The following is a 23,638-nucleotide window of genomic DNA, read 5'->3' as shown; positions in this document are numbered from 1 at the left end:
GTCTTCGTCCGGCAGTCGACGGGTGAGCTGCGCGGTGAGTTCGGGGTCGGCGAGGAACGGATCACCCCCGCGCTCCCACGCCCCTGCCCCACAATGGTGTGGGCCGATCCCGGGGCCGGCCCCAGGGCTGATCCCGGGCCGGGGCCCACGGGACGCAGGCGGAGTGCGGAGTGCGGAGGGTGGAGGGCGGGGTCGATGGGGCGTGTCGAAGGTGTGCCGTCCATGGCGGAGATCATTCGGCAGCGCCGGCGCGCCGGGTTCGTCGGACGGGGTGCGGAGCGCGCCGCGTTCCGGGGGAACTTCGAGCTGTCGCCGCGTGACGAGCGGCATCGGTTCCTCTTCCACGTCCACGGTGACGCGGGGGTCGGGAAGACCTTCCTCGTCAAGGAGTTGGAGCAGGTCGCCCGGGAGTGCGGGGCCCACACCGTGTATCTGGACGAGGCCGCCGGGAGCGTACCGGAGGCGATGGACGCCCTCGTCGCGCAACTCGGGCGGCAGGGGCACCGGTTCAAGGAGCTGGAGCGGCTCCTCGTCACCCACCGCGAGCGCCGCCACGAGGCGGAGGCCGCGTCCGTGGCGACGCTGGAGCCCGAGCCCGACGGGCCCACCACGGCGAGCATGCTGCTGGCCCGCGCCGGGATCGCCGGCATCGGACTCGTACCCGGTGCCGGACCCCTCGCCCAGATCCTCGACGCCCACCAACTCGCCGAGGGCACCGACCGGTTGCGGGCCGGGCTGAGCGCGCGGCTGCGCAGCCAGGACGACGTGCAGCTGGTCCTCTCCCCGGAGAGCGTCCTCACCCCCGTGCTGCTGCGCGAACTCGCCGACGCCGCCGCCGACGTCCCGTGGCTCGTGTTCTTCTTCGACACCTACGAGCGCACCGCCCCCTTCCTCGACGACTGGCTGCGCGACGTGATGACCGGCGACCGTTACGGCGCCGGGCTGCCCGGCAACGTCGTCGTGGTGACCGCGGGACAGCGCCCGTTCGACCTCTCCCGCTGGGGCGGCCTCGCGGACTTCGTGACCGACCTGCCCCTCGCCCCCTTCACGGAGAGCGAGGCCCGCGGGCTGCTCGCCGGGCGGGGCGTCGTCGCCGAGCCGGTGGTGGAGGAGGTGCTGCGGCTCACCGGCGGCCTGCCGGTGCTCGTGTCGACGCTCGCCGGGAGCCGCCCCGCCGACCCGGCCGACATCGGCGACCCGAGCGCCACCGCCGTCGAACGGTTCCTGAAGTGGGAGCCCGACCCCTTACGGCGGGCCACCGCCCTGGCCTGCGCCCTGCCCCGGCGCCTGGACGCGGACGTCTTCCGGGCGGCGGTGGACTGCGGCGAGCAGGAGGCCGCCGCGCTCTTCGGGTGGCTGCGCGGGCTCCCGTTCGTCAGCGACCGCGGCGACAGCGTCCAGTACCACGACGTCGTACGGGCCCCGATGCTGCGGCTGCAGCGCCGGAACTCCCCGCGCGACTGGGCCCAGCGGCACGCCCGGCTCGCCGAGACGTTCGGGCACTGGCGCACCGAGGCCGAAGTCCCCCTCGCCGCAACGGCAGATGAGCTGTGGGGCGACTCCGGGTGGCGGGCCCTGCGGCTCGCCGAGTCGTACCACCTGCTGTGCGCGCGGCCCCGTACCGCGCTGCCGTCCGTGCTGCGCGACGCCGTAGACGCCTGCAACTGGGGTGACACCCCCGCCCAGCGCTGGGCGCAGCTGCTCGCCGAGGCCGGCGAGGACACGGACGCGCCCGACCTCGCGACCTGGGGGCGCGAGCTGCTGGCGGCCCTCGCCGCCGGGGGAGTCGTCGACGCCCTGGGCCTGCTCCTCGCCCGCGCCGGGCTCGACACGGCGGGACAGGCCGTCGCGCGGGCGGTGCGCGGCAGCGCGCTGCGGGACAGCGGCGACTACCGGCGCGCCCTCGCCGAACTCGACCAGGCCCTCGCCCTCGATCCGCTGCTGGCCCGCGCCCACCGCAGCCGGGGCATGACCCACGGCGAGTCCGGCGACCACCCGGCCGCCCTGCGGGACCTCGACCGGGCCCACGAACTCGACCCCGACGACGCCAGGACCCTCTCCGTGCGCGGCGAGTACCACCGCGTCCTCGGCCACCACGAGGAGGCGCTCGGCGATCTGGACCGGGCCATCGCCCTCGCCCCGGCCCGCGACTTCGCGTGGGCGTCACGCGGCGCGACCCACAACAGCCTCGGCCGGTACGAGCAGGCGCTCGCCGATCTCGACCGGGCGCTGGAGCTGAACCCGGACTACGCGTGGGCGCTGGCCCGCAGAGCGCGCGTACACCGTTCGCTGCGTGACTTCGAGCGGCAGCTCGCCGACCTGGACCGGGCCGTCGAGCTGCGGCCCGAGTCGGCCTGGATGGCCTGCGAACGGGGCGACGCCCTGCGCGGCGCGGGGCGCCACGGGGAGGCCTGCGCCGACTACGACCGGGCCCTCGCCCTGGACGCGGAGTACGCCTCCGCGTACGCGAGCCGGGGCGTGTCCCGGTGGCGGCTGCTGCGCCTGGACGACGCCCTCGCCGACCTCGACCGGGCGCTCGAACTCAACCCCGACTACCCATGGGCCCTGTGCCAGCGCGCCGTGCTCAACTGGCAACTCGGCGAGCATGAAAGCGCGTTGGCCGACGCCGACCGGGCGGTGGAACTGCGCCCCGACGACGCGTGGATCCGTACGTCCCGGGGCCGGGCGCTGACCGGGCTGCGCAGGTTCGAGGAGGCGCGCCGGGACCTGGACCGCGCCCTCGAACTCGATCCCCGGTACGCGGGAGCACTCGTCCTGCGCGGTGAGGTCCTCTTCGAGCTCGGGCTGTACCGCGAGTCGATCGACGACTACGAACGCTTCGTGGACCTGGGCCCGTACCACGGCACCGACACCTCCGACCTCGCCCGGCTGATCGACCTGGTCAACGACCTGCGCCACCGAACCCCCGAGCCCGACGACTCCCGGCTGACGCCTCTGCTGTCCCGCGCCGTGGAGATCCGGGGCAGGGGCCAGGCCGCCGCTTCCGGCGACCCCGGGGTCGGCGGGGCCGCCGGTACCGGTCCACCTATCGGTCCGTCCTAGGAGCCGTCGCCATGAACGGGGCCACCAACTCCACCCGTCCCAGGCCCGTTTCGGCCACGGGCGCGTCCGGTCCCGAACCAGGTTCGGAGAACGCAACTGGCGTAGTCAGCCGCCTGCTCCGACTCCCCCGGCTGCCCGAACGCCGGCTCGATCACGAATGGGATCAATGCCGTCGGCCGTCGGCCATCACGGTCACCGTGATCGGTGGCGCGGCGTTCGCATCAGTGCAGGCGGTTCGCCTCGGTGTGCGCTGCGCTCCTGCCGTGCGGCGCGACTGATCCGCCGGAGGCGAGGGCGATGAGGGTGTCGAGCGCGGTTTCGAGGACGCGGTGGTCGCGGTGGACCTGCGCCAGCAGCAGGCCCCCTTGGAGCGTGGCGAGGAAGGTGACGGCGAGGTCGTCCGGATCGGTCTCGCTCGCGAGATGCCCGGCGGCGTGCAGGGTTCGCAGCCCGTCGCCGATGGTGGCCGACCACCTGTCGAATCCGGACGCGATCAGGGCGCGGGCCTCGGGATCGGCCTCGGCGAGCTGGCCGCTGAGCGATCCGAGGGGGCAGCCTCCCTTGGCTTCGGTGCTCTTGGCCTGGGCGATCACCATGTCCCGCCAGGCTCCGAGCCCTTCGACACTGCCGAGATCGGCCTGGCGCTGGTTGCCCAGGATGGTGTCGGCCTGGTGGTCGATGACCGCCTGGACCAGCTCGTCCTTGTCGGCGAAGTAGTGGTAGAGCTGTGATCCGCCGACCTCCGCCGCCGCCCGTACGTCATCGAGCGTGGTGGCCGCGACGCCCCGGTCGTGGATCAGCCGGGCGGCGGCATCCACGATTCGCGCCCGGGTGCGCGCTCCCTTGGCGGTCAGCTTCGGCAGGTTCCGCGTCTCGGTGCTCATGACACTCACCATAACATTTTCTGGGTTTGACAACCCATTCTCTGATGGCAGAGAGTGGGTTGAGCAACCCATTTCGCCTAACTCGTTTTCATCGAGTGGAGAGAGGCCTCTCATGATCCTTGTCACCACGGCCGGGAAGGTCGGCACCGAAGCGGTGCGGCTGCTCGCCGAGCGGCAGCTGCCGGTCCGGGTGCTGGTCCGGGATCCGGCGAAGACGAAGACGAAGGCGAAGGCGCTGGTGGACGCGGGCGCGGGCGCACAAGTCGTCGTCGGCGACCTGGAGGCGCCGGCGAGCATCGATGCGGCGATGGCGGGCGTGACCGCGGTGGTGCTGGTCAGCCCCGCCGTGCCCGCACAGGAACTGAACGTCGTCGCCAGTGCCGCGCGGGCCGGGGTCCGGCACATCGTCAAGGTCACCAGCAAGGCTTCGCCCGATTCGCCGATCGCCCGGCGGCGCGGGCAGAGCGAGATCGAGGCCGGACTGGCCGCCTCCGGAGTGCCCCACACCTTGCTGCGCGCAAACGCCTACATGCAGAACGCCCTCGCGTGGGCGCCCGAGATCGCCAAGACCGGTGGCTTCGGCTCCGCGGCCGGCAACGGGCGGACGGGTCTGCTGGATGCCCGGGACGTGGCGGCGGTGGCCGCCGAGATCGCGGCCACGCCCACTGCGCACGTCGGCAAGACCTACTGGCTCTCCGGCCCGCAGTCGATCTCCAACGACGACGTGGCCGCCGTGCTCTCCAGGCTGCTGGCCCGGACCGTCACCTACCGGGGACTCAGCTTCGAGGAGCACAAGGACGCGATGATCCGCGCCGGAGTCCCCGAGCGGATCGCCCACATGAACGCCCAGGCGTTCAGCCTGACCGCCGAAGGCGATGCCGAGTGGGTCACCCAGGACGTGCCGACCCTGCTGGGCCGTCAGGCGCGCTCGTTCGAGCAGTTCGCCGCCGACCACGCCGCCTCATTCGTATAGACGGCACACGCCGAGCGAAGAAGCCGAGACGACAAGCCGAGACAACAAGGAGACAGGACCATGACGCTTCAAGGGAAGACCGCACTCGTGACGGGTGGGACCTCGGGTATCGGCCGTGCCGTGGCGCAACGCTTGGCGCGCCAGGGCGCGCAGGTGATCGTGACCGGTCGCGACAAGCAGCGCGGTGACGAGGTCGTCGCCGGGATCGTGGCGGAGGGGGGCGAGGCCCGGTTCGTCGCCGCCGATCTCGCGGACCACGACGACGTACGGCGCCTGGCCGAGGCCGCGGCGGATGTCGACGTGCTCGTGAACAACGCCGGTGTCTTCCCGGGCGGCCCGACCGAGCAGACCACGCGGGAGAGCCTCGACCTCGTCTTCGACGTCAACGTGAAGGCGCCGTATTTCCTGACCGCGACAATCGCGCCGCGGATGGCCGCCCGGGGCGGCGGCGCGATCATCAGCATCTCGACGATGGCGGCGACCATCGGCATGGACGGCCTGGCCGCCTACGGAGCCTCCAAGGCGGCGGTCGAGGCCCTGACCAAGTCCTGGACCGCCGAGTACGGCCCGCAGGGCGTACGGGTCAACGTCGTGTCCCCGGGGCCGACGCGCACGCCGGCGAGTGCCGCGATGGGTGAGATGTTCGACGCCCTGGCCGCAACCGTGCCCGCACGGCGAGGGGCGACCCCTGACGAGATCGCCGCGGCCGTCTGTTTCCTCGCCTCCGACGAGGCCAGCTTCATCTACGGCGCCGTGCTGCCCGCCGACGGAGGTCGCGTCGCGGTCTGACGGCCTCCGGGGGTCAGCGGAGCCGGTCCACGTACCGGTCCGTCCCCGGCACCGTCGGAATGAACGGCGCCACCAACTCCACCCTCCCCAGCCCCGATTCGGTCACCGGGACGTCCAGTCCCGTGAAGTGCTCCTCCCAGCATTCCCGCGGATCCGCCTCCAGGAACCACAGCAACGTCAGCCGTGTGTCGACCCCCTCGACCTGCTTCACGTACGTCATGCGGTCGCCGGGGAGCGGGGTCGGGCGGAAGACCGTGACCAGGGCGGCGGGGGAGCCCGCGAGCATCCTGGGCAGGTGGCGGGAGCGCAGCCACTCCAGCAACTCGGCGCGCGCGTCCGGTGATGCGGCGTCGACGACCTGGAGCACCAGGCCCGCGTACGGGTGGTCCAGCGCGTGGAAGTCGCGCGGCCCGGCCGCCCCGTCCCGGTACACCGTCGCCTCGTGGTCCTGGAACGCCGTGAAGACGTGCGTACGGTCCTGGTAGACCCGGCCGTCCCGGTTCAGGCGCTTGTTGATGCCCACGGTCCACTTCATGTGGTCGCCGTAGCGGCCGTCCGTGACCCAGTACGTCGAGAGGTAGCAGCCGGCGGTCACCGGCTGGGCGACCGCGGACTTCTCGGGGTAGCGCAGGAGCTGCAGATCGCGGGTCGCGACCCAGCGGCGGCCCGCGTACATCCAGGGCATCGCCATCGCCCCGGCGTAGTAGTGATCGTCCTCGTACCAGCGGTTGTACGCGAACTCGTGCCCCGGATGCGGCTCCACCATCGTGATCAGCGCGTGGCCGGGACGCACACCGTACGGGCCGACGGCGGCCAGTTCCGCGTACACCTCGCTGTGTGTGCCGGCACCGGCATCAGCCCCGGTGCCGGTGTCGGTGTCGGCGTCGGTCGGTGTGTCGTCGAGCATGGCGCTCCCCTTCCTCCCGCTTCAGTCCTCTTCGGCTTCCGCCCTCTTGCGTTTGCGTCCTCTTCCATCCGTCCTCGGACGGACCTACTCTGACGGACCGTCAGATCAACCGCCAGATCCGGGAGGCCCGCAATGTCAGTGCTCCAGGGCAGGACCGTCGTCGTGTCGGGGGTCGGGGCCGGGCTCGGCCACCAGGTCGCGGCGGCCGTGGTGCGCGACGGCGGGAACGCCGTCCTGGGCGCCCGCACGGCGGCGAATCTCGCCAAGACCGCCGCCGAACTCGACCCGGACGGCGCCCACACGGCCCACCGGGCGACCGACATCACCGACGAGAGCCAGTGCGAGGCGCTCGCCGCGCTGGCCGTCGAACGGTTCGGGCGGCTCGACGCGGTCGTCCATGTCGCCGCCTGGGACAGCTACTTCGGCGGCCTCGAGGACGCCGACTTCACCACCTGGCAGGCCGTCCTCGACGTGAACCTGCTCGGCACGCTGCGCATGACCCGCGCCTGCCTGCCCGCGCTGAAGGAGCGCGGCGGGTCCGTGGTCGTCATCGGGACGCAGTCGTCCGTCGCGGCCCCCTCCCAGGTGCGACAGGCGGCGTACGCGGCCTCCAAGGGCGCGCTGACCAGCGCGATGTACTCCCTGGCCCACGAGCTCGGCCCGCACCGGATCCGGGTGAACACCGTGCTGCCGGGCTGGATGTGGGGTCCGCCGGTGGAGGCCTACGTCCAGTTCACCGCGTACACCGAGGGCGTGCCGGAAGCCGAGGTGCTGGAGCGGCTGACGTCACGGGTGGCGCTGCCCGAGCTGGCCACGGACTCGGACGTGGCGGACGCCGTGGTGTTCCTGGCCTCGGACCGGGCGCGGGCGATCACAGGACAGTCCTTGCTGGTCAACGCGGGGGAGTTGATGCGATAGCACCCGCCACGACAGGTTCAGAGACATGAACCGAGGTCAGTAAGTAGAACTATTTTACCTTCCCTTGGCTGTACGGGATGTTGTCGCAGTCATGCCATCGAACCCACGATGAGCGGGCGCTTCCACGACCCACGACCCTGGGAGGGGGCATATGAACAGTCTCGACTGGGCCGTGCTCATCGGCTACTTCGGCGTGATGGTCGCGATCGGTGTCTGGTCCCACAAACGGGTCGACAACGTCAGCGACTTCTTCACCGCCGGCGGCAAGATGCCGTGGTGGCTGTCGGGCATCTCGCACCACATGTCCGGCTACAGCGCGGTCATGTTCACCGGTTACGCCGCCATCGCCTACACGTACGGCATCACGTCGTACGTCACCTGGTCCTTCCCCATCGCCATCGGCGTCGCGATCGGTGCGAAGACGTTCGCGCCCCGGCTCAACCGGGTGCGTTCACGGCTGCACGTGTCCTCGCCGCTGGAGTACCTGAAGAGCCGCTACAACCTGCCCACCCAGCAGGCGCTCGCCTGGTCCGGCGTCCTGCTGAAGATCGTGGACGTGGGCGCCAAGTGGGCCGCCATCGCGACCCTGTTGTCCGTCTTCACCGGTGTCTCGCTCAACATGGGCATCCTCATCACCGGCTTCGTGACGGCGATCTACTGCACGGTCGGCGGGCTCTGGGCGGACGCGCTGACCGAACTCGGCCAGTTCATCATCCAGTTCGTCGCCGGTATCGCGATGCTCGTCGCCGTGATGGCCGAGCTGAACGGCTTCAGCACCCTGTGGAGCGTCTGGGACGAGCCGGCGCTCGACGGGCACACCAAGCCGCTGGCCGGGCCGTACATGATGGTCTTCCTGATCGCGTACCTCTTCATCAAGACCTTCGAGTACAACGGCGGCATGTGGAACCAGGCCCAGCGTTACATGGCCACGGACTCCGCGAAGTCCGCCACGCGGTCGAGCTTCCTGTCCGCCGCGCTCTGGCTCATCTGGCCGGCCGTGCTGTTCTTCCCGATGTGGGTCGCGCCGCTGATCGTCAAGACCGACGTGCCGGCGGACTCCTACGCCCTGATGGCCGAACACCTGCTGCCGCACGGGCTGTTGGGCCTGGTCATCGTCGGGTTCTTCTCCCACACCATGGCGATGTGCTCCTCCGACGCCAACGCCATCGCGGCCGTCGTCACCCGCGACATCATGCCCGCGGTCTCCCGCAAGGTGCGCGAGTGGGACTCCCGGATGGGGCTGCTGGCCGCGCGCTGGTCCACGCTGCTCTTCCTCGGTCTGTCGATGGCCATCGCGACCCAGGTCAACTCGTCGTTCTTCGGTGACATCATCACCGTCGTGATCAAGTGGGTCGCCGGGCTGATGGGCCCGATCGCGATCCCGCTGATGCTGGGCCTGCTCCCGTGGTTCCGCAAGAGCGGTCCGACGGCCGCGCTGATCAGCTGGGGCCTGGGCCTCGTCGCCTTCTGGCTGGTCAACTACCCGATCAGCTGGAACGTCGACGGCGGCGTCCCGCTCCAGTACCAGGTGTCGATCCCGCTCGCGGTGTCGCTCGTCCTCTACATCCTCATCGGATACGTGAAACCGGAGGACACCCCGGAACGCGACGCGCTCATCGCGAAGATCAACTCGGACGACGGCGGATCGGCCGCCGCGGCCGTGCCGGCTCCGGCCGGACCTGCGGAGGAGGACGTGGTGGGAGCACCGGTCAAGGACTGAACCGCGCGCGGCTGTACGCGTACGGCTGTACGCGCCCGGCCGTGAGCCACGTCGGTGAGGGTGGCCGTTCCTCGGGGAGCGGCCACCCTCACCGACGTACGGGTACGGGTACGGGTACGGGTACGGGGACTGGTGGGGGTCGCAGGGGTGCGGGGTACGGGGTGCTGGTGTCGGTCAGCCCGCCAGGGCGGCCGGTGCCGCGCTCGACAGGGCCGCGTACCCGCGTGGGTAGCGGGCCAGCCAGCCCGGTGAGGAGCCCGCCGGGCCGTGCAGGGCCGGGCCCTGGGTCATCTCCATCGCGAAGTCGTCCGCGAGGACGAGCATGGTGGGGCGGCCCTCCAGCTCGGCCAGCCAGGACGGCGGGAGAGCCGTCTCGCCGTGCAGGGCGCCGAGCAGCGCGCCGGTGAGGGCACCGGCGGCACCCGAGGCGCCGCCGTGGTTCACCGCGAGGCACAGCCCGTGCCGGGTGTCCTCGCCGACCAGCGCGCAGTACACCGCCACCGACAGCAGCCCCTCGGCCGTGCCGTTCCCGGCCAGGTCCTCGACCCGCGCCGGGGACGGCATGCCCTGCCGTACGGCCCCCAGCGCCCGCTGCAGCGCCTCGGTGACGGGCTGCTGCCCCGGGCGCGCGGCCAGCAGCTGCAACGCCCGCTGGACAGCGGTGTCGAGGCTCTCCCCGCGGGCGAGTCCGTGTACGACGACGGCGAACGCGCCCGCCGACAGATAGGCGAGCGGGTGGCCGTGCGTCTGCGTCGCGCACTCCACCGCGAGCTGCATGACGAGCTGCGGCTCCCAGCCGACGAGGAGCCCGAACGGCGCGGAGCGGGCCGCGGCCTCGACGCCGCGCGCGTCGGGGTTCTTGGGCGCTTCCAGCGTGCCCATCGTCTCGTCGCCGAGGCCGAGCAGACAGGCGCGCGGGGGCTCACGGCGTGCGTACAGCCACTCCTCCAGCGCCAGCCACCCGTCCTCCTTGCGGCGTTCGTCGGGGCCCCAGTCGCGCTGGGTGGCTGCCCACCGCAGATACGCGCGGTGCAGGTCCGTCGGCGGATGCCAGGCACCGGTGTCCCGGCGCACCTGGGCCCGGATCAGGCCGTCGATCGAGAACAGGGTCAGCTGGGTGAGATGGGAGACGGCCCCGCGTCTGCCGTGCCCGGGTGCCAGATCGGTGAGCCCCTCGGCGCCGTGCGCCTCGCGGATCCGCTCGATCGAGAGCCCGTCGACGGGCGAACCGAGCGAGTCGCCCACGGCCGAACCGAGGAGCGTGCCACGCACCCGGCTGCGGAAATCCTGCTGTTCGGCGCGGCCCCAGACGGCACCGGCTGTCGCACCCACCGAGGCCTCCTGAGTTCCCGATCCGATTCCGTTCGTACGGCCGACAACTCAGCACTGTAATCGAACAGGAACGGTCGGTAGAGGGCCCGAACGGTATGCGAACAGTGGGCGACTGATCTTTTTTGTCGCCCCTCGTCAGGTGTTTCCGTACGTCAACCGGCGTACACCGGTTACGTCGACCGGCGCACACCGGTAGGTAAAGCCCGGTCCACCCGAACGACGGCGACTGTCATACGCGATACCTGCGCAACATGCGCACATTCCCCTCGTGGCGAGGGCGAGGGCGAGGGCGAGGGCGCAGGCGTGGAGGCGGGCGGCGTGGGCGGTGCGGGTGGTGGGGAAAGGGCCGAGCCCCCTCGGCCGGGACGGCGGGCCAGTCGAGAGGGCTCTTTCATGGTGCTGATCCTGCTGTACTTGCTGATCTTGCTGTACTGCCTGTACTGGCTGTGCGAGGCATCCGTCGTCGTCAGACGGTGCCCCGGCTCACTTCTGCCACGAAGGCGCTCCAGGACTTCGCCGGGAAGGCCAGGGTGGGGCCTTCGGCGACCTTCGAGTCGCGGACGGCCATCGCCGCCAGGACGGGGGACTTGACCTCGACGCACGCTCCGTTCCCCTGGGAGTACGAAGACTTCGTCCACGTGTCCGTGGCACCCTGCTTGATTGCCATGTTCGCTCCGATAGTCGGTTACGAGTTGCTGTCACCGAGTTGCGGGTTCCATCCGGAACCAACGCCTCGGATTTCGCCAAGGTTGTTGCTCTTGGGCGTGATCGACGCTACTCGCCAACTTCAGTGTACGAAGCGACTATTCACTCGACCGGATGACATATGCCAGCAGAGTCTTACGCTGCAATAGGTCAATGGTGTATGGTCCGGCCTTCTTTTGCCCGAGTGGTGGAAACCGGCCCCGCCTCACCTCGGGCGGGACCGTCTCCGGCGCGTGTGCGGTGGGCCCGGTGGGTCCGGTGGGCCTAGTGCGCGTAGTCCTTCGCGACGTCCGCGATGAACTCGCGGGACTGCTCCGCGTTGAGCGCCTGCGCCCGCAGATGCTCGTACATGACGCTGTACTTCTGGACGTCGTTCGCCTTCTCCAGGTACAGGTCGCTGGTGACGCCCTCGATGTAGACCACGCTGGAGTCCGCCGCGTCGGGGAACTCCAGGATCGCGTACTGGCCGCTCACCCCGGGATGGGCGCCCATCGCGAACGGGATGACCTGGACCGTCACGTGCGGCACGTGGGACATCTCCAGGAGATGCTCCAACTGCTCGATCATCACCTGCTTGTTGCCGACGGTCCTGCGCAGTGCCGCCTCGTCGAGGACGGCCCACAGCCGCAGCGGGTTCTCCAGGTCGGAGATACGTTCCTGTCGCCGCAGCCGTACCTGCACGCGCTTGTCGACGTCGCCGGCGGCCGCCTCCGGGAGCGCGCCCTGGATCAGCGACTCGGCGTACGCGCGGGTCTGCAGCAGGCCCGGCACGACCAGCGGGTCGTACACGCGCAGGCTCGCCGCGTCGGTCTCCAGGCCGATGTAGACGCTGTACGGGATGTCGCCGAAGGAGTGCCACCAGCCCTGCTGGCGCGAGTCCTTGGCCATCTGCATCAGCGAGTCGACCATCCGGACGTCCTCGACCTCGTACACCCCGCACAGATCGCGGACGTCGCGCTGGCTGATGCTGCGCCGTCCGTTCTCCAGGCGGCTGATCTTGGACTGCGAGACGAGCAGCCGCTCGGCCACCTCTTCGGCTGTCATGCCCTTGAGCTCCCGGAGCCTTCGCAGCTCCTGGCCCAACCGGCGTCGCCTGACGGTGGGATTGACGTTGGACGCCACGGGACGTGCACCTCCGGCTGCGTACTGCCTGTACTTTGCGTATCTGCTGTTGAGCAGATTGCCACCAAGGTGCGTACTACCGCTGGGAAACAGCGGATATGCAGTGCGTATCCGCCACTTGTCGCCACCTCACGCCACCTGGCCGTCCGTACGACGACAAGTGACCATGGACGGGCGGGTGAGCGGGCGGCGGCCGAAGGGTCGCCGACCAACCGACAAAAGGATCGCGGACATACGGACGTGCGGGCATGCGGACGCGCGGGGCGGCGGGCCGTGTCGTCGTCCGGACGTACGGCCTGTCGCCCCGCGCGGCCCAGCGGCTCCCGAACCGGGCCCTGGGGACGGCGGTGCGGCGCTGACGTGCGGGACACGCCAGGCGTGCCGCACGGTGCGTGATGCGGAGTTACTGCGGTTCTGCGGATGCTGCTGGTACGACGGTGCTGCTCCGGTACGACGGTGTTGCCGGGGTCCTGCTGGCACTGCTGGTGTCGCTGTCGTACCGGTGGTCGCCGTGGACCGGTGACTCAGTGGGCCACGGCGCGCGCCATCGAACCGCGGCGCGGTTGCATCGGAACGCCATTGGCGGGTTCCGGTGCGGGCCTGGCTCCGGGGGCGGCCTGACGGCCGGTCGGTGCCGGGCTGCGGCGTGGCTGAGCGGCCACTCCGTTCTGGACGTCCATCACGGCGTGAGCCACGAGGCCGCCCATGGGGTCGTGCCTGATCAGGTCCCGGAGGCGGGAGCGCGACGAACGCCCTTCGTTCCCTGGGTAGAGGTGCTTGCCCAGGCCGACGGCATGCGCCAATGCGGCCAGTGCGGCGGTCCGCGGGTCCGGCGGGACGCCGGTGCGGATCGCGCTGTCCAGCCGGGCCCTGATCTCCCGGCTGATCTCCGTGTCCGTCGCTTGGTAGCGAGTTGTCGGAAGCACCCCGCACATCTGGCCCGCCACGGCATGAACCATGCCGCACCGCTCCAGATGCGATAGGTATGTCTGGCGCAACCCCAGTCGGGGTCCGCCGATCCAGTTCACAGCGCGTACTGGAGCACCCCGCCTGCGGAGTAGTTCCAGCGCACAGTCCAAGGTTGGATCTCCGGTCGGCCGTGGTGCCACCACGGCGATACGATCCCCGTCTGGGGCTATCCGTCCGGCCAGCGCCAGCTCCACTAGCTGTGCTCCGGCCAGACCGAGGTCGAGCGACTGCGGCTGTGCGGTGGTACCCGTGGTCGGGTCCAACGCCAGCAGCAGAAGCTCCTCCGGAAGTGTTCTGCGGCTCCTGCCCATCCATGCCTCCCCGCGTGGATGAATGACAGGGTGACCCCTCTCACAATGGTCTGTCGAGAGCACGTGACCGGTTCGTAGTGGAACCGGTAGATATGTCGTTCTCGTCTACCGCAGGGGTCAATCCCTCACACAGGACACTGGTACATGGTTCGGACACGAGTGTCCGGGCCGCGTGTGCACTGTTTTTCGGGTTCATGGTTCGGTTGGGCGCACGTGTGTGGCGCACGGAGGAGGCATCGGTGGCGGGCGAGTCCCCCGACAGGTCGAAGCAGCACGAGTCGTCGGCAGAACCGACGTCGGGGAGCAAGGCTCCGGTTCCGGATCCGCGGCTGGCCGTCGCGCGGGAGGCCGTGAAGACGGCTGCCCGGGTGGACACGGCCACCGCGGTGTTCTCGACGAAGCGCTCCGCGGGTTCTGCGGATTCCGTGGAGTCCGTGGATGCGGCCGGTTCCGCATCGGCTGGTTCCACGGATGCGGAACCGGATGCGGAGGAGGCAGCGGGGCCGGCTGCCGGGAGTTCCCGGGGAAGTGACGGTTCTGCGGAGCCGGAGAGTGCCGCCGAGGGTGCCGGGAAGGGCACCGGGGGCGGCGACGGGCGACCGCGGAGCGCCGAGGCGGCCGGGGCCGCCACAGCGGACGACGAGGCGCCTGAGGGCGCTCCTGCGGACGCGAGCGCTGATGCGGACGCCGACGCGGTCCCGGACGGCGGGTCGGCGGAGGCTGAGGTTGAGGCGGAGGCCGGGGACGCGGCCGGGGCCGGGAGCGGTTCCGGCTCGACGCCGGGTTCCGGCTCGGGCGTCGGCTCTGCCGACCCCACCGGGGGCGCCACGGACGCGGACGCGGACACGGACCGGGACTCTGAGCCGCCGCAGGACACCGTCGCTTCGGCGGATACCCCGGCCGGGGACGCCGTTTCCGATGGCATCGCTGCCGGTGGCGCGACGCGGGACGGCGACACCGGTCGGGACTCCGAGCCGCGGGATGCCGCCGCCTCGGCGGACGCTTCGGCCGAGGACGCCGTTTCCGGTGGCACCGCTGCGGAACCCGACGACGGGCGGAAGTCCGAGGCGGGGCCCGCGGACGAGGCGGAGGCGAAGGCACCGGAGGCAGCGGCATCCGAGCCGGAGGCCGCCGAACCGGAGCACTCCGCTCCGCGGGACACCCCCGCAACGGAGGCGTCGGCAGAATCTCCGGCCGAGGCGCCGACCGACGCGCCGGCCAAGGGCACGCCCCCGAAGCCCGACGCCACCCCGGACGCCGCGCCCAAGGACGGAACCCTCGCCTTCGGTGCGAGCACCGCCGACGCGAAGGCCGATGCCGAGCGCCCGGCGGACGAGCCCGAGGCGAAGCCCGAACCGCCCGTCGATCAGGCCACCGCCATCTTCAAGCGGCCGCCGTCGGTGGACCAGCCCACGACCATGCTCAAGCTGGGCGGCGGCGCCAAGCCGGACGCCGGGCCGGGCAAGACGACCGAGGCATCCGAGGCGTCCGAGGCCGCAAAGGCCAAGGCAAAGGCCAAGCCCGAGCAGCCCCAGTCCCAGCCCCAGCCGGAGCCTGCCGAGCGCACCAGCAAGTTCGTCGCGCTCAAGCCGCTCGACGAGCCCGCGCAGCCGAAGGCCGGGCCCACCGCCCCGTCCGCGACGCCGTCCGGCCCGCCCTCGTGGGCGAAGGCAGCCGAGACCACCGTCACCCCGCAGATCGGCCCCGAGCGGACCACCCAGCAGCCGCTCCCGCCGAAGCCCCCGCTGGACCTCCTGGCGGAGCTGACGAACACACCGGCGCCCCGGCAGACCCCCGTGCGGACGATCGTGCGCCGGGTCAAGATCTGGACGCCGCTGGTACTCCTGCTGGCTGCGGTGTTTGCAGTAGCGCAGGCCGTACGCCCGCTGCCGACCCCCAGCCTCGCGCTGACCGCCGCCGAGTCGTACGCCTTCAAGGGGGACAAGGTCTCCCTGCCGTGGCCCGAGGAGGGCCAGGGCTGGATGGACGTCAACGGCATCGGCACGGTGGACTCGTTCGGGGAGCAGAAGCCCGTAGCGATCGGCTCGGTCGCCAAGGCCATGACGGCGTACGTGATCCTCAAGGAGCACCCGCTGAAGGCCGGCGCGGACGGCGCGAAGGTCCCCGTCGACGCGAAGGCGGAGAAGGAGGGCGGCTACGACGCGCAGGGCGAGTCGACGCTCAACACGGTCAAGGCGGGCGACACCCTCACCGAGAAGGACGCCATCGCGGCCATCATGATCCCCTCCGCGAACAACATCGCGCGGCTGCTGGCCCGTTGGGACGCGGGTTCCGAGGCGAAGTTCGTCGCCAAGATGAACGCCGCCGCCAAGGACCTCGGCATGAAGGACACGAAGTACACCGACCCCTCGGGCCTTGAGGAGAGCACGGTCTCCACCGCCGAGGACCAGGTGAAGCTCGGCAACGAGCTGGTGAGGATCAAGGCGCTGATCGACATCACCAAGCTGCCGACCTGGGTGGACCCGTCCGGCAAGAAGTGGGACAACTACAACCGCCTCGTGCCGTACAACAACGCCATCGGCCTCAAGACCGGCTCCACCACCAAGGCCGGCGGCAACCTGCTGTTCGCCGCGACCCAGGAGGTCGGCGGCGAGAACGTCATCGTCGTCGGCGCGATCCTCGGCCAGCACACGCCGCCGATCATCGACACGGTCAACGCGGTCAGCAAGACGGCGATGGTCGCCGCGCAGGAGTCGCTGACCTCGCAGAAGATCCTCAAGAAGGGTGACGTCGTCGGGTACGTGGACGACGGGCTCGGCGGTCAGTCGCCGGTGGTCGTCACCAAGGACGTCTCCGCGGTGGGCTGGGCGGGGCAGACCGTCAAGCTGAAGCTGAACGAGGGCGACGAGGCCATCCCGCACGAGGCGAAGGCGGGAACCGAGGTCGGCTCGCTGAGCGTCGGTGACGGTACGGCGGGCGACGCGGTCGAGGTTCCGGTCGCGCTCCAGTCGGACCTCGCCGAACCGGGATTCGGCGCCAAGCTGACCCGGGTGGCCTGACCCGCCGGGGCGCACGCCCCGCGAACACGGCAGCACTGCACCCCGTCGACGGAGCACCCACCCGGGAGCTCTCCGGCGGGGTGCGTGCTAGCGTCGCCAGGATGGGGCAGACCGCCTGCCGCGGGGCCCGGCCGACAGTGGAACAACGGGACACGGGAGTGCCAGCACGTGGCGACAGCGGAGCCGACGCACGCCGACGACGCCGAGCCGAGCCGAGGGGCCGGCCCGCGAATAGGTGTGCGTACACGGTACGTCGAGAGCCCCGGCACCGCCGGGCCACCCGAAACGGCCGAGTCACCGGACACCACCGAGCCACCGGACGCCGAACCCGGACCTGACCCCGACGAGCCACCCAGGGGCACTGACGCCGCCAGTGGCAGCGATGGCCATGGCGACGGCGATGGCGACGGCAGTGGCGACAGCAGTGGAAGCGACACCCGCTTCCGCCGCTTCGTCCGTCACCCCGCGGTCCTCGTCACAGCCCTCTCCGGCGTCCTCCACATCATCTGGTTCTTCACGTTCGCGAACAGCGGGGGCGACCTCGCGGCGCAGGACGCGTGGGCCGAGTTCGTGGGGCGCAACCCCGGGTCCGCGTACAACCTGGCGTGGTACGGCGGCATGCACCCGGTGTCGTACAGCGTGGTGTCCCCGTACCTGATGGCCGTGCTCGGTGTGCGGACGACGATGATGATCGCGGGGACGATCTCCGCCGGGCTGCTCACGCTGGTGCTGATGCGCAGCAGGGCCGTACGGAACCCGTTGTGGCCCTCCCTCGCCGGAGTGTTCGCGCTCCTGTGCAACGCGGCCTCGGGCCGGGTCACCTTCGGCCTCGGCGTGGTCTTCGCGCTCGGCGCGACCGCCGTCGTCTTCTGCTGGCCGTACCGCTGGCGCTACAAGCGCTGGGCCAAAGCCCTGTGCGCCGCGCCCCTCGCGGCGATCGCGACCGCCGCGTCCCCCGTGGCGGGCCTCTTCGTGGGCTTCGTCGCCGTGGCGCTGTTCCTGCAGAAACGCCGTCCGGGCGCGTGGGCGCTGGGCCTGGCGCCCGCCGCCGTGGTGGGCGTCTCGGCGTGGTTGTTCCCCTTCAGCGGTACGCAGCCGATGCTGTTCGCGTCGGTCCTGCTGCCGTTCACGTACGCGGTGTTCGTCTTCTTCCTGGTCCCCAAGGAGTGGAAGACGGTCCGGATCACCTCGGCGGTGTACGGCCTGGCCGTCCTGCTCGTCTGGCTGATCAACTCGCAGATCGGCTCCAACATCAGCCGCCTGCCGATGCTGGCCGGCGGGGTCGCGCTGATCGCCGCGCTGCCCTTCACGGTGCCGCGTTCGCGCAAGTGGTACGCGATCGTCGTGGCCTTCGTGGGCCTGAACGCCTGGATCGGCTTCAAGGCCGTGGACGACATCGTGCATACGACACCGGCGGCGTCCTGGGCCCGTGAACTGGCCCCCCTCGTCAACGAACTCCAGGTGGCCGGCGCCGAGAAGGGCCGCGTCGAGGTCGTACCGGCCCGCTCCCACCGGGAGGCGTCCGCGCTCGCCCCGTACGTCAACCTCGCGCGCGGCTGGAACCGCCAGGCGGACATGGAGCGCAACCCCCTCTTCTACGACGACACGCTGAACTCCGCGAACTACCACGAGTGGCTCCAGCGCTGGGCCGTGCACTACGTCGTCGTCCCCAAGGGGGAGCCCGACGGCGACGGCGGTCAGCGCGAGCGCGAGCTGGTCCAGCGCGGGATGCCGTATCTGAAGCAGGTGTGGGGCGACGCCAACTGGCAGCTCTTCGAGGTCACCGACCCCATGCCGATGGCGGACCCGCCCGCGGTCGTCGACCGTGCCGAGCAGGGGGAGCTGACGCTGGAGGTCGAGCGGGCGGGCCGGGTCCTCATCCGGATCCCGTACTCGCCGTGGCTCGGGCTCGTCGACGCGGAGGGCAAGAGCCTGCAGCCGCCGCAGGAGACCGAGGAGTCCAAGAAGCGGGACGACGGGACGCCGAAGACGTACGACAACGTCAACGGCTGCCTGCTGGAGACCGAGGAGGACGCCCAGGGCGACCAGTGGACGGAACTGCTGGCACCCCGGCCCGGCACGTACCGCCTGGCGGCGCCCTACCAGTTCCCGCGGGGCACCGGATGCCCCGAGGAACTACGGACGGAGAACCCCGCGAGCGAGAGCGGGAGCGGCAGCGGCAGCGGGGACTAGAACCCAGCTCGGTGCTGAACCCGAGCCCGCGTGAGCAGTGAACCCGTCCGGGCGAGCCGATCCCGCCCGAACGCCGGGCGGTCCGGCCGCGTGCGTCCCCCGGGGACGGCCGCTGACCTCAGCCGATGTGGGCCTCGACCGCCGACACGACCTCGGCGGACTCCGGCTCGGTCTGCGGCGAGAAGCGCGCCACCACGGCGCCGTCGGGGCCGATCAGGAACTTCTCGAAGTTCCAGCGGATGTCGCCGCTGTGCCCCTCGCCGTCCGCGAAACCGGTGAGCCGCTCGTACAGGGTGTGGCGTGCGTCTCCGTTGACATCGACCTTCTCGGTCATCGGGAAGGTCACGCCGTACGTCGCCGAGCAGAACTCCGCGATCTCCTCGGACGAACCGGGCTCCTGGCCCATGAACTGGTTGCAGGGCACCCCGAGCACGGTGAACCCCCGCTCCGCGTACCGCTCCTGCAGCCGCTCCAGACCCGCGTACTGAGGGGTGAGCCCGCACTTGGACGCCACGTTGACGACGAGCACGGCCTTGCCCTTGTACTGGCCGAGATCCGCGGAACCGCCCTGCAGCGAGTCGATGTCGACGTCAAGAGCCGAGGGCTCGGAGGTACCTGCGTTGTCAGTGTCAGTAGTCATGGACGGATGCTAACTCCGCCCGACCACCCCGGCCCCGGCACCCTGCGCCCCGACGCGCACGTCACCGGCGGCGGTCCGGCGGCGGTCCGGTGACGGTACGCCCCCGCGGCTATCGCGCCACGAACTGGGTGAGGATCGCCTGGACCTCGTAGATGTCGACGCCCTTGGTGAAGGTCTTCTCGATGGGGACGGACGTGCCGGAGATCCAGATCTTCAACTCGGCGTCGAGATCGAACGTTCCGGCGGTCTCCACGGCGAAGTGCGTGATGCTGCGGTACGGCACGGAGTGGTACTCCGTCTTCTTGCCGGTGATGCCCTGCTTGTCGACCAGGATGAGCCGGCGGTCGGTGAAGAGGATGGTGTCGCGGATCAGCTGAAAGGCGGCGTACACCTGCTCGTCCTGCCCCAGGAGCCGCGCGTAGTCGTGCTGGGCCTTCGCCGGGTCGACGGTATGGGCGTTTCCGAACAGAGCCATGACAAACCCCTCATCGGGTACGGGAAGTCCCGAGATCCTCGCACCGCGGTCCAGGGGCGGCAACGCCCTGCTCCTCCTGTTCCCCGACTGTCGTGAGGATGCGACAGCCCGGTGACGGACCGCCCGCCACGGCGGCGGTCAGAGGTCGTCCACGTCGACCAGGCCGTCCTGGACCGCGCGGGCCACCAGGCTGGCCTTGGTGCTCGCGGGGCGGCCGACGTTGGCGTACTTGATGCGTACCCGGTCCAGGTACGAGTTGACGGTCCGCACGGAGATGCCGAGCCGCTGGGCGACCAGATCCTTGGACTCCGACTGGAACCACTCGATGAGCACGTCCTCCTCGCGCGCGGAGAGCTGGGGGCGGTCGGCGCGGGCGTTCGTGCCCAGCGCGCCGGCCAGCGCGGGCGGCATGTAGGGCCGCTCGTCGGCCGCCGCCAGGGTCGCCTCGACCAGATGCTGCTGGCCCTCGCTCTTGGTCAGGAAGGTCGCCGCGCCCAGGTCGAGACAGCTGAGCGCCGTCTTCTCGTCGTCCCGCATCGAATAGACGACCACCTGCCGCCCGGCGTCGACGAGTCTTCGAAGGCTCCCGAAGGCGGGTGCGCCGTCGCCCAGTTGCAGATCCAGCAGGACGACGTCGGCCGAGCTGCCGGGCTCGCTCCAGGCCAGCTGTACGGAGGCGCCGGCCGCGACCACGGTGACGGGGCGCTGCGACGCGGCGTACCACGCCTCTATGCCCGCGAGAATGGCCGGATGGTCGTCGACGACGACCACGGTGACTGGTGTGTTGCTACTCATGCAGGGTCAACTCCCGGAAACCGCCATTCTCCTCCAGCCGGCCTCCACCCACACGCTTTCACCACGTGTTGTTCTGGCCACGGTGACCGCGCCTTCGGTGTCGTCGCGGTCCATGTCACGGACGTCGGCGCCGTCCTTGCTGACCACGCTCACCCGTACCGCGAGGGGAGTCCACACGACAGTCACCCGCGCGGTCGAGCGGGCACGGCCCAGAATCACCGCCACCGGGTCGACCAACTTCCTGCGCACCTCCACGGGCACCTCACCCCGCCGGCCCCGTATGGCCAGGCTCACCGTCACCCCCTGGTGCTCGGCCACCTCGACGCAGGCCCGTAACTCGTTGAGCAGCGGGTCGGAGACGGCGTCGCTCTCCGCGAACAGCCGCCGCATCCGGGCGGCCTCCACGCCGCACCGCAGCCTGACCTCCTGGTCGTGCGGGCTCAGCACACCGTGGCCGAGGCCCACGAGCAGCGGCACCGTGGTCGCCGTCAGCGCGCGGTAGCGCTCCTTGTGGTCACGCTGCATGTCCTCGTGGATACGTTCCCGGGTGCGCAGCTCCTCCTCCCGCGCGGCCTCGTCCCCGGCCTCGGTCGCCGTGCCGTGGAGCAGGCGGGTCAGTACGCCGACGGAGAGCTGGAAGCCGCAGACGGACATCGTGGTGATCCCGATGGCGGCCGCCTCCTCGGCGGTGGGCGTACCCGACGAGAACACCGCGATCGCGTTGAGGCCCAGGTGAACCCCGAGGAACGCCACGAACAGCCTGATCCGTAAGTCGGCCAGCAGGACCAAGGCATGCCACGCGACCAGCCCGAACGCCCAGTCCTCGGCACCCGTCAACCGCTCCGGCGGCAGCGTGAACGCGCAGGTGGCCGACACGGCGACCACCGAGCCCAGGCTCCACCAGCGCACCCTCGGCGGAATCTGCCGGCCGCGCAGCAGATGGGCGGCCCCGGTCGCCGCGACGGCGGCGAGGCAGACGAAGGCCGCCGTCTGTGCCCACGCGGGGCGGTAGACGGCCTGGTAGGTGATGAGTCGGTGCAGCGAAAGGGTGAACTGCGACAGCAGGCTGATCAGCAGAGCGGCCAGCTGGGCCCCGTGCAGCAACTGCCTGCGGATGAGGCGTACGGCGGCAGCCTGTGCCCGGACGCGGGGCGGCCGGGGCAAGCCGCCCGTCGCAGTGGCAGTGGCGGTGGCCGTCGCCGTTTCCTGTGCCTGCGCCTGCGCCTGTGCCTGTGCCTGCGCTGTCTCCTGCGTTTGTGCTTGCACCTGCGTCTGCGCCTGCCCCACCGCCTCTGCCCGCGCCGCCGCTCCGCCCTGTGACACCCGGTCGTCACCGTCCCGGCGCCAGTGCCACCGCACACGGGTCCCGCCGCCCGGGTGCGAGGTGACGGAGGCGGAGCCGCCGACCGCCTCCATCCTCCCGACGATGGAACCGGAGATGCCCCGGCGCCGCGCGGAGACGGACCGCGGGTCGAAACCCCGCCCCGCGTCGGACAGTTGGACGACGACCGCGGCGCCGTCCTCCTCCGCCCACGCCCTCAGCTCCGCCTCCCGCACCCCGGCATGGCGCGCCACATTGGCGACGGCCTCCCGGACCCCGTTGAAGATCGCGAGCCCCGGGCCGGAAGGAACGACGAGCGGCCCTTCGACGCGCGTCCTGAGCAGCACCTCGACCGGTCCCTCACCCGCGGGTACGCAACTCAGCAGCGTCGCGAGGTCGACACTCTCCGTCTCGAACCCGGGCATGGCGGACAGCGCCTCCAGATCCTGTCCGGCACGGGCGGGCAGCCACGACCAGTCCCGGTCGCCGCCCTGGGAGACCATCAGCAGCGTCGCGCTCGCCGTGTCGTGCAGGGTCGCCAGGTACTCGCGTTCGGCCGCACGCCGCGCGGCGGCGACCGCGGCCTCGCGGTGCGACGCCGCGATGAGGGCGGCCGACCGGTCGGCCGCCCTGGCCCGCGCCCGAACGACGAGGTACGCGGCTCTCGACAGGCCTGCCAGGACGAGGACGCGTACCAGGGGAAGCAGCTCCAGGCTGCTCCCGGTGGAGAGACCTCCGGGGCCGGGGGAGGAGAGGATGTCGCCGAGCACGCAGGAGACGGCCCCCAGCGCGGCCAGGGCGGCCCCGGTCACCGGGTGGGTCGCCCACTCGTGCTGGAAGGTGATGACGCAGATGCCGACCACCGCCTCCACCATCAACTCCGCGCCGTCGCCGCCGAGTACCGGCTGGGACAGGCCCGTCAGCACCACCACGGCCGCGTCCAACGGCCGGAGCAGGGCGTACGGCAGCGGACGGCGCAGCGAGTAGAGGCGTACGGCACAGGCGAGGAGGGCGGGCACCAGCAGGGACAGCGCCGGGGGAACGTCCGCCGCGTCCGCCGGGACGAGGCTCAGCGCACCGCACAGAAGGACCACGCCGGACCGGAGCCATACTCCGTACCGCTCGACGGTCAGGGCCAGCAGGCGCTCGCTGGATCCGGGGCCGTGCTCCTTCACCGGCTCAGGGGATCTGTTCACGCTCCCCCTGGGTCCCCCATATCCCATGAGCGCAAGGGTAGTTGAACCACGATCAAGGTAGAGGGCCTCTTCGGGTCGGGCGTGTCCGGCACGGGCGCTTCTGGCGTGTGCGGCCATGCGGGACCCGTGGGTCTCTGTGGGCCCTCGTCCTCGTAAGCCCTCGTAAGCCCGTGTGGGCCCTTGTGGGCCCGTGTGGGGCGAACGACCGTCACGCTCGGCGACCGGGCCGGGCTACTGTCCCGTCGTACGGGGTGACTCCCCGCGCCATGGGGCTGAAACCTCGTGGCGCGGGGCCGGCATCGATC

17 protein-coding genes are annotated in these 23,638 nt (G+C 71.1%); 7 read left to right on the top strand and 10 right to left on the bottom strand.

Annotation, left to right across the window (positions count from 1 at the left end):
* Positions 1-222 precede the first annotated feature (222 nt).
* Positions 223-3,063 carry a tetratricopeptide repeat protein gene (locus ACLVWQ_RS37555; RefSeq protein WP_414113777.1) on the top strand — a complete coding sequence of 947 codons (2,841 nt, stop codon included), beginning with the start codon at positions 223-225 and terminating at the stop codon, positions 3,061-3,063.
* A 221-nt stretch (positions 3,064-3,284) separates the two neighbouring features.
* Here ACLVWQ_RS37555 and ACLVWQ_RS37550 read toward each other — a convergent pair whose 3' ends face one another.
* Positions 3,285-3,947 (bottom strand): TetR/AcrR family transcriptional regulator, encoded by a 663-nt coding sequence (locus ACLVWQ_RS37550; RefSeq protein WP_414113776.1) that lies wholly within the window; start codon positions 3,945-3,947, stop codon positions 3,285-3,287.
* Between the two features lie 112 nt (positions 3,948-4,059).
* Between ACLVWQ_RS37550 and ACLVWQ_RS37545 the strand changes: the two genes are divergently transcribed.
* Together ACLVWQ_RS37545 and ACLVWQ_RS37540 are read left to right on the top strand one after the other, a co-directional pair.
* Positions 4,060-4,920: an NmrA family NAD(P)-binding protein gene (locus tag ACLVWQ_RS37545; RefSeq protein WP_414113775.1), complete on the top strand. Its 861-nt coding sequence runs from the start codon at positions 4,060-4,062 to the stop codon at positions 4,918-4,920.
* A 60-nt stretch (positions 4,921-4,980) separates the two neighbouring features.
* Positions 4,981-5,709, top strand: coding sequence for an SDR family NAD(P)-dependent oxidoreductase (locus ACLVWQ_RS37540; protein ID WP_414113774.1), 729 nt, complete (start codon positions 4,981-4,983; stop codon positions 5,707-5,709).
* Between the two features lie 13 nt (positions 5,710-5,722).
* On the opposite strand, the gene ACLVWQ_RS37535 is transcribed toward ACLVWQ_RS37540, so the two are convergent.
* Complete coding sequence (locus ACLVWQ_RS37535) at positions 5,723-6,616, bottom strand: hypothetical protein (RefSeq protein WP_414113773.1); 894 nt, start codon at positions 6,614-6,616, stop codon at positions 5,723-5,725.
* Positions 6,617-6,748: 132 nt separating this feature from the next.
* On the opposite strand from ACLVWQ_RS37535, the gene ACLVWQ_RS37530 reads away from it, so the two are divergent.
* Positions 6,749-7,534, top strand: coding sequence for an SDR family oxidoreductase (locus ACLVWQ_RS37530; protein ID WP_414113772.1), 786 nt, complete (start codon positions 6,749-6,751; stop codon positions 7,532-7,534).
* 151 nt (positions 7,535-7,685) lie between these two features.
* Positions 7,686-9,254 carry a sodium:solute symporter family protein gene (locus tag ACLVWQ_RS37525; RefSeq protein WP_414113771.1) on the top strand — a complete coding sequence of 523 codons (1,569 nt, stop codon included), beginning with the start codon at positions 7,686-7,688 and terminating at the stop codon, positions 9,252-9,254.
* 174 nt (positions 9,255-9,428) lie between these two features.
* On the opposite strand, the gene ACLVWQ_RS37520 is transcribed toward ACLVWQ_RS37525, so the two are convergent.
* The 4 genes from ACLVWQ_RS37520 to ACLVWQ_RS37505 all read right to left on the bottom strand — a co-directional run bounded on the left by ACLVWQ_RS37520 (position 9,429) and on the right by ACLVWQ_RS37505 (position 13,693).
* Entirely contained in the window at positions 9,429-10,586 is a 1,158-nt protein-coding gene (locus ACLVWQ_RS37520; RefSeq protein ID WP_414113770.1) for an ADP-ribosylglycohydrolase family protein, read from the bottom strand.
* Positions 10,587-11,052: 466 nt separating this feature from the next.
* The gene (locus tag ACLVWQ_RS37515) at positions 11,053-11,253 is read right to left on the bottom strand and encodes a DUF397 domain-containing protein (RefSeq protein WP_414113769.1); all 201 of its coding nucleotides are present in this window, start codon (positions 11,251-11,253) and stop codon (positions 11,053-11,055) included.
* 302 nt (positions 11,254-11,555) lie between these two features.
* The gene (locus ACLVWQ_RS37510; RefSeq protein ID WP_414113768.1) at positions 11,556-12,413 is read right to left on the bottom strand and encodes a helix-turn-helix domain-containing protein; all 858 of its coding nucleotides are present in this window, start codon (positions 12,411-12,413) and stop codon (positions 11,556-11,558) included.
* A 524-nt stretch (positions 12,414-12,937) separates the two neighbouring features.
* On the bottom strand, positions 12,938-13,693 hold the full coding sequence (locus ACLVWQ_RS37505; RefSeq protein ID WP_414113767.1) for a GOLPH3/VPS74 family protein: 756 nt from the start codon (positions 13,691-13,693) through the stop codon (positions 12,938-12,940).
* Between the two features lie 239 nt (positions 13,694-13,932).
* On the opposite strand from ACLVWQ_RS37505, the gene ACLVWQ_RS37500 reads away from it, so the two are divergent.
* Both ACLVWQ_RS37500 and ACLVWQ_RS37495 read left to right on the top strand, forming a co-directional pair.
* On the top strand, positions 13,933-16,713 hold the full coding sequence (locus ACLVWQ_RS37500) for a D-alanyl-D-alanine carboxypeptidase (protein WP_414113766.1): 2,781 nt from the start codon (positions 13,933-13,935) through the stop codon (positions 16,711-16,713).
* 168 nt (positions 16,714-16,881) lie between these two features.
* Entirely contained in the window at positions 16,882-18,906 is a 2,025-nt protein-coding gene (locus tag ACLVWQ_RS37495; protein WP_414113765.1) for an MFS transporter, read from the top strand.
* A gap of 118 nt (positions 18,907-19,024) precedes the next feature.
* Here ACLVWQ_RS37495 and ACLVWQ_RS37490 read toward each other — a convergent pair whose 3' ends face one another.
* From ACLVWQ_RS37490 to ACLVWQ_RS37475, 4 genes are all read right to left on the bottom strand, one after another.
* Positions 19,025-19,546: a glutathione peroxidase gene (locus ACLVWQ_RS37490; RefSeq protein WP_414113764.1), complete on the bottom strand. Its 522-nt coding sequence runs from the start codon at positions 19,544-19,546 to the stop codon at positions 19,025-19,027.
* Positions 19,547-19,655: 109 nt separating this feature from the next.
* On the bottom strand, positions 19,656-20,021 hold the full coding sequence (locus ACLVWQ_RS37485; protein WP_414113763.1) for a PH domain-containing protein: 366 nt from the start codon (positions 20,019-20,021) through the stop codon (positions 19,656-19,658).
* A 138-nt stretch (positions 20,022-20,159) separates the two neighbouring features.
* Positions 20,160-20,816 (bottom strand): response regulator, encoded by a 657-nt coding sequence (locus tag ACLVWQ_RS37480; protein ID WP_414113762.1) that lies wholly within the window; start codon positions 20,814-20,816, stop codon positions 20,160-20,162.
* A 6-nt stretch (positions 20,817-20,822) separates the two neighbouring features.
* A complete protein-coding gene (locus ACLVWQ_RS37475; protein ID WP_414113761.1) occupies positions 20,823-23,333 on the bottom strand; it encodes a sensor histidine kinase in 2,511 nt (836 codons plus the stop codon).
* Positions 23,334-23,638: the final 305 nt, after the last annotated feature.

Origin of the sequence: Streptomyces sp. CWNU-52B (assembly GCF_047444975.1) — a bacterium.
In the GTDB taxonomy this organism is placed as follows: Bacteria; Actinomycetota; Actinomycetes; order Streptomycetales; family Streptomycetaceae; genus Streptomyces.
The sequence above is the reverse complement of the archived record's forward strand: the minus strand, read 5'-3'. Positions and strand labels throughout refer to the sequence as shown.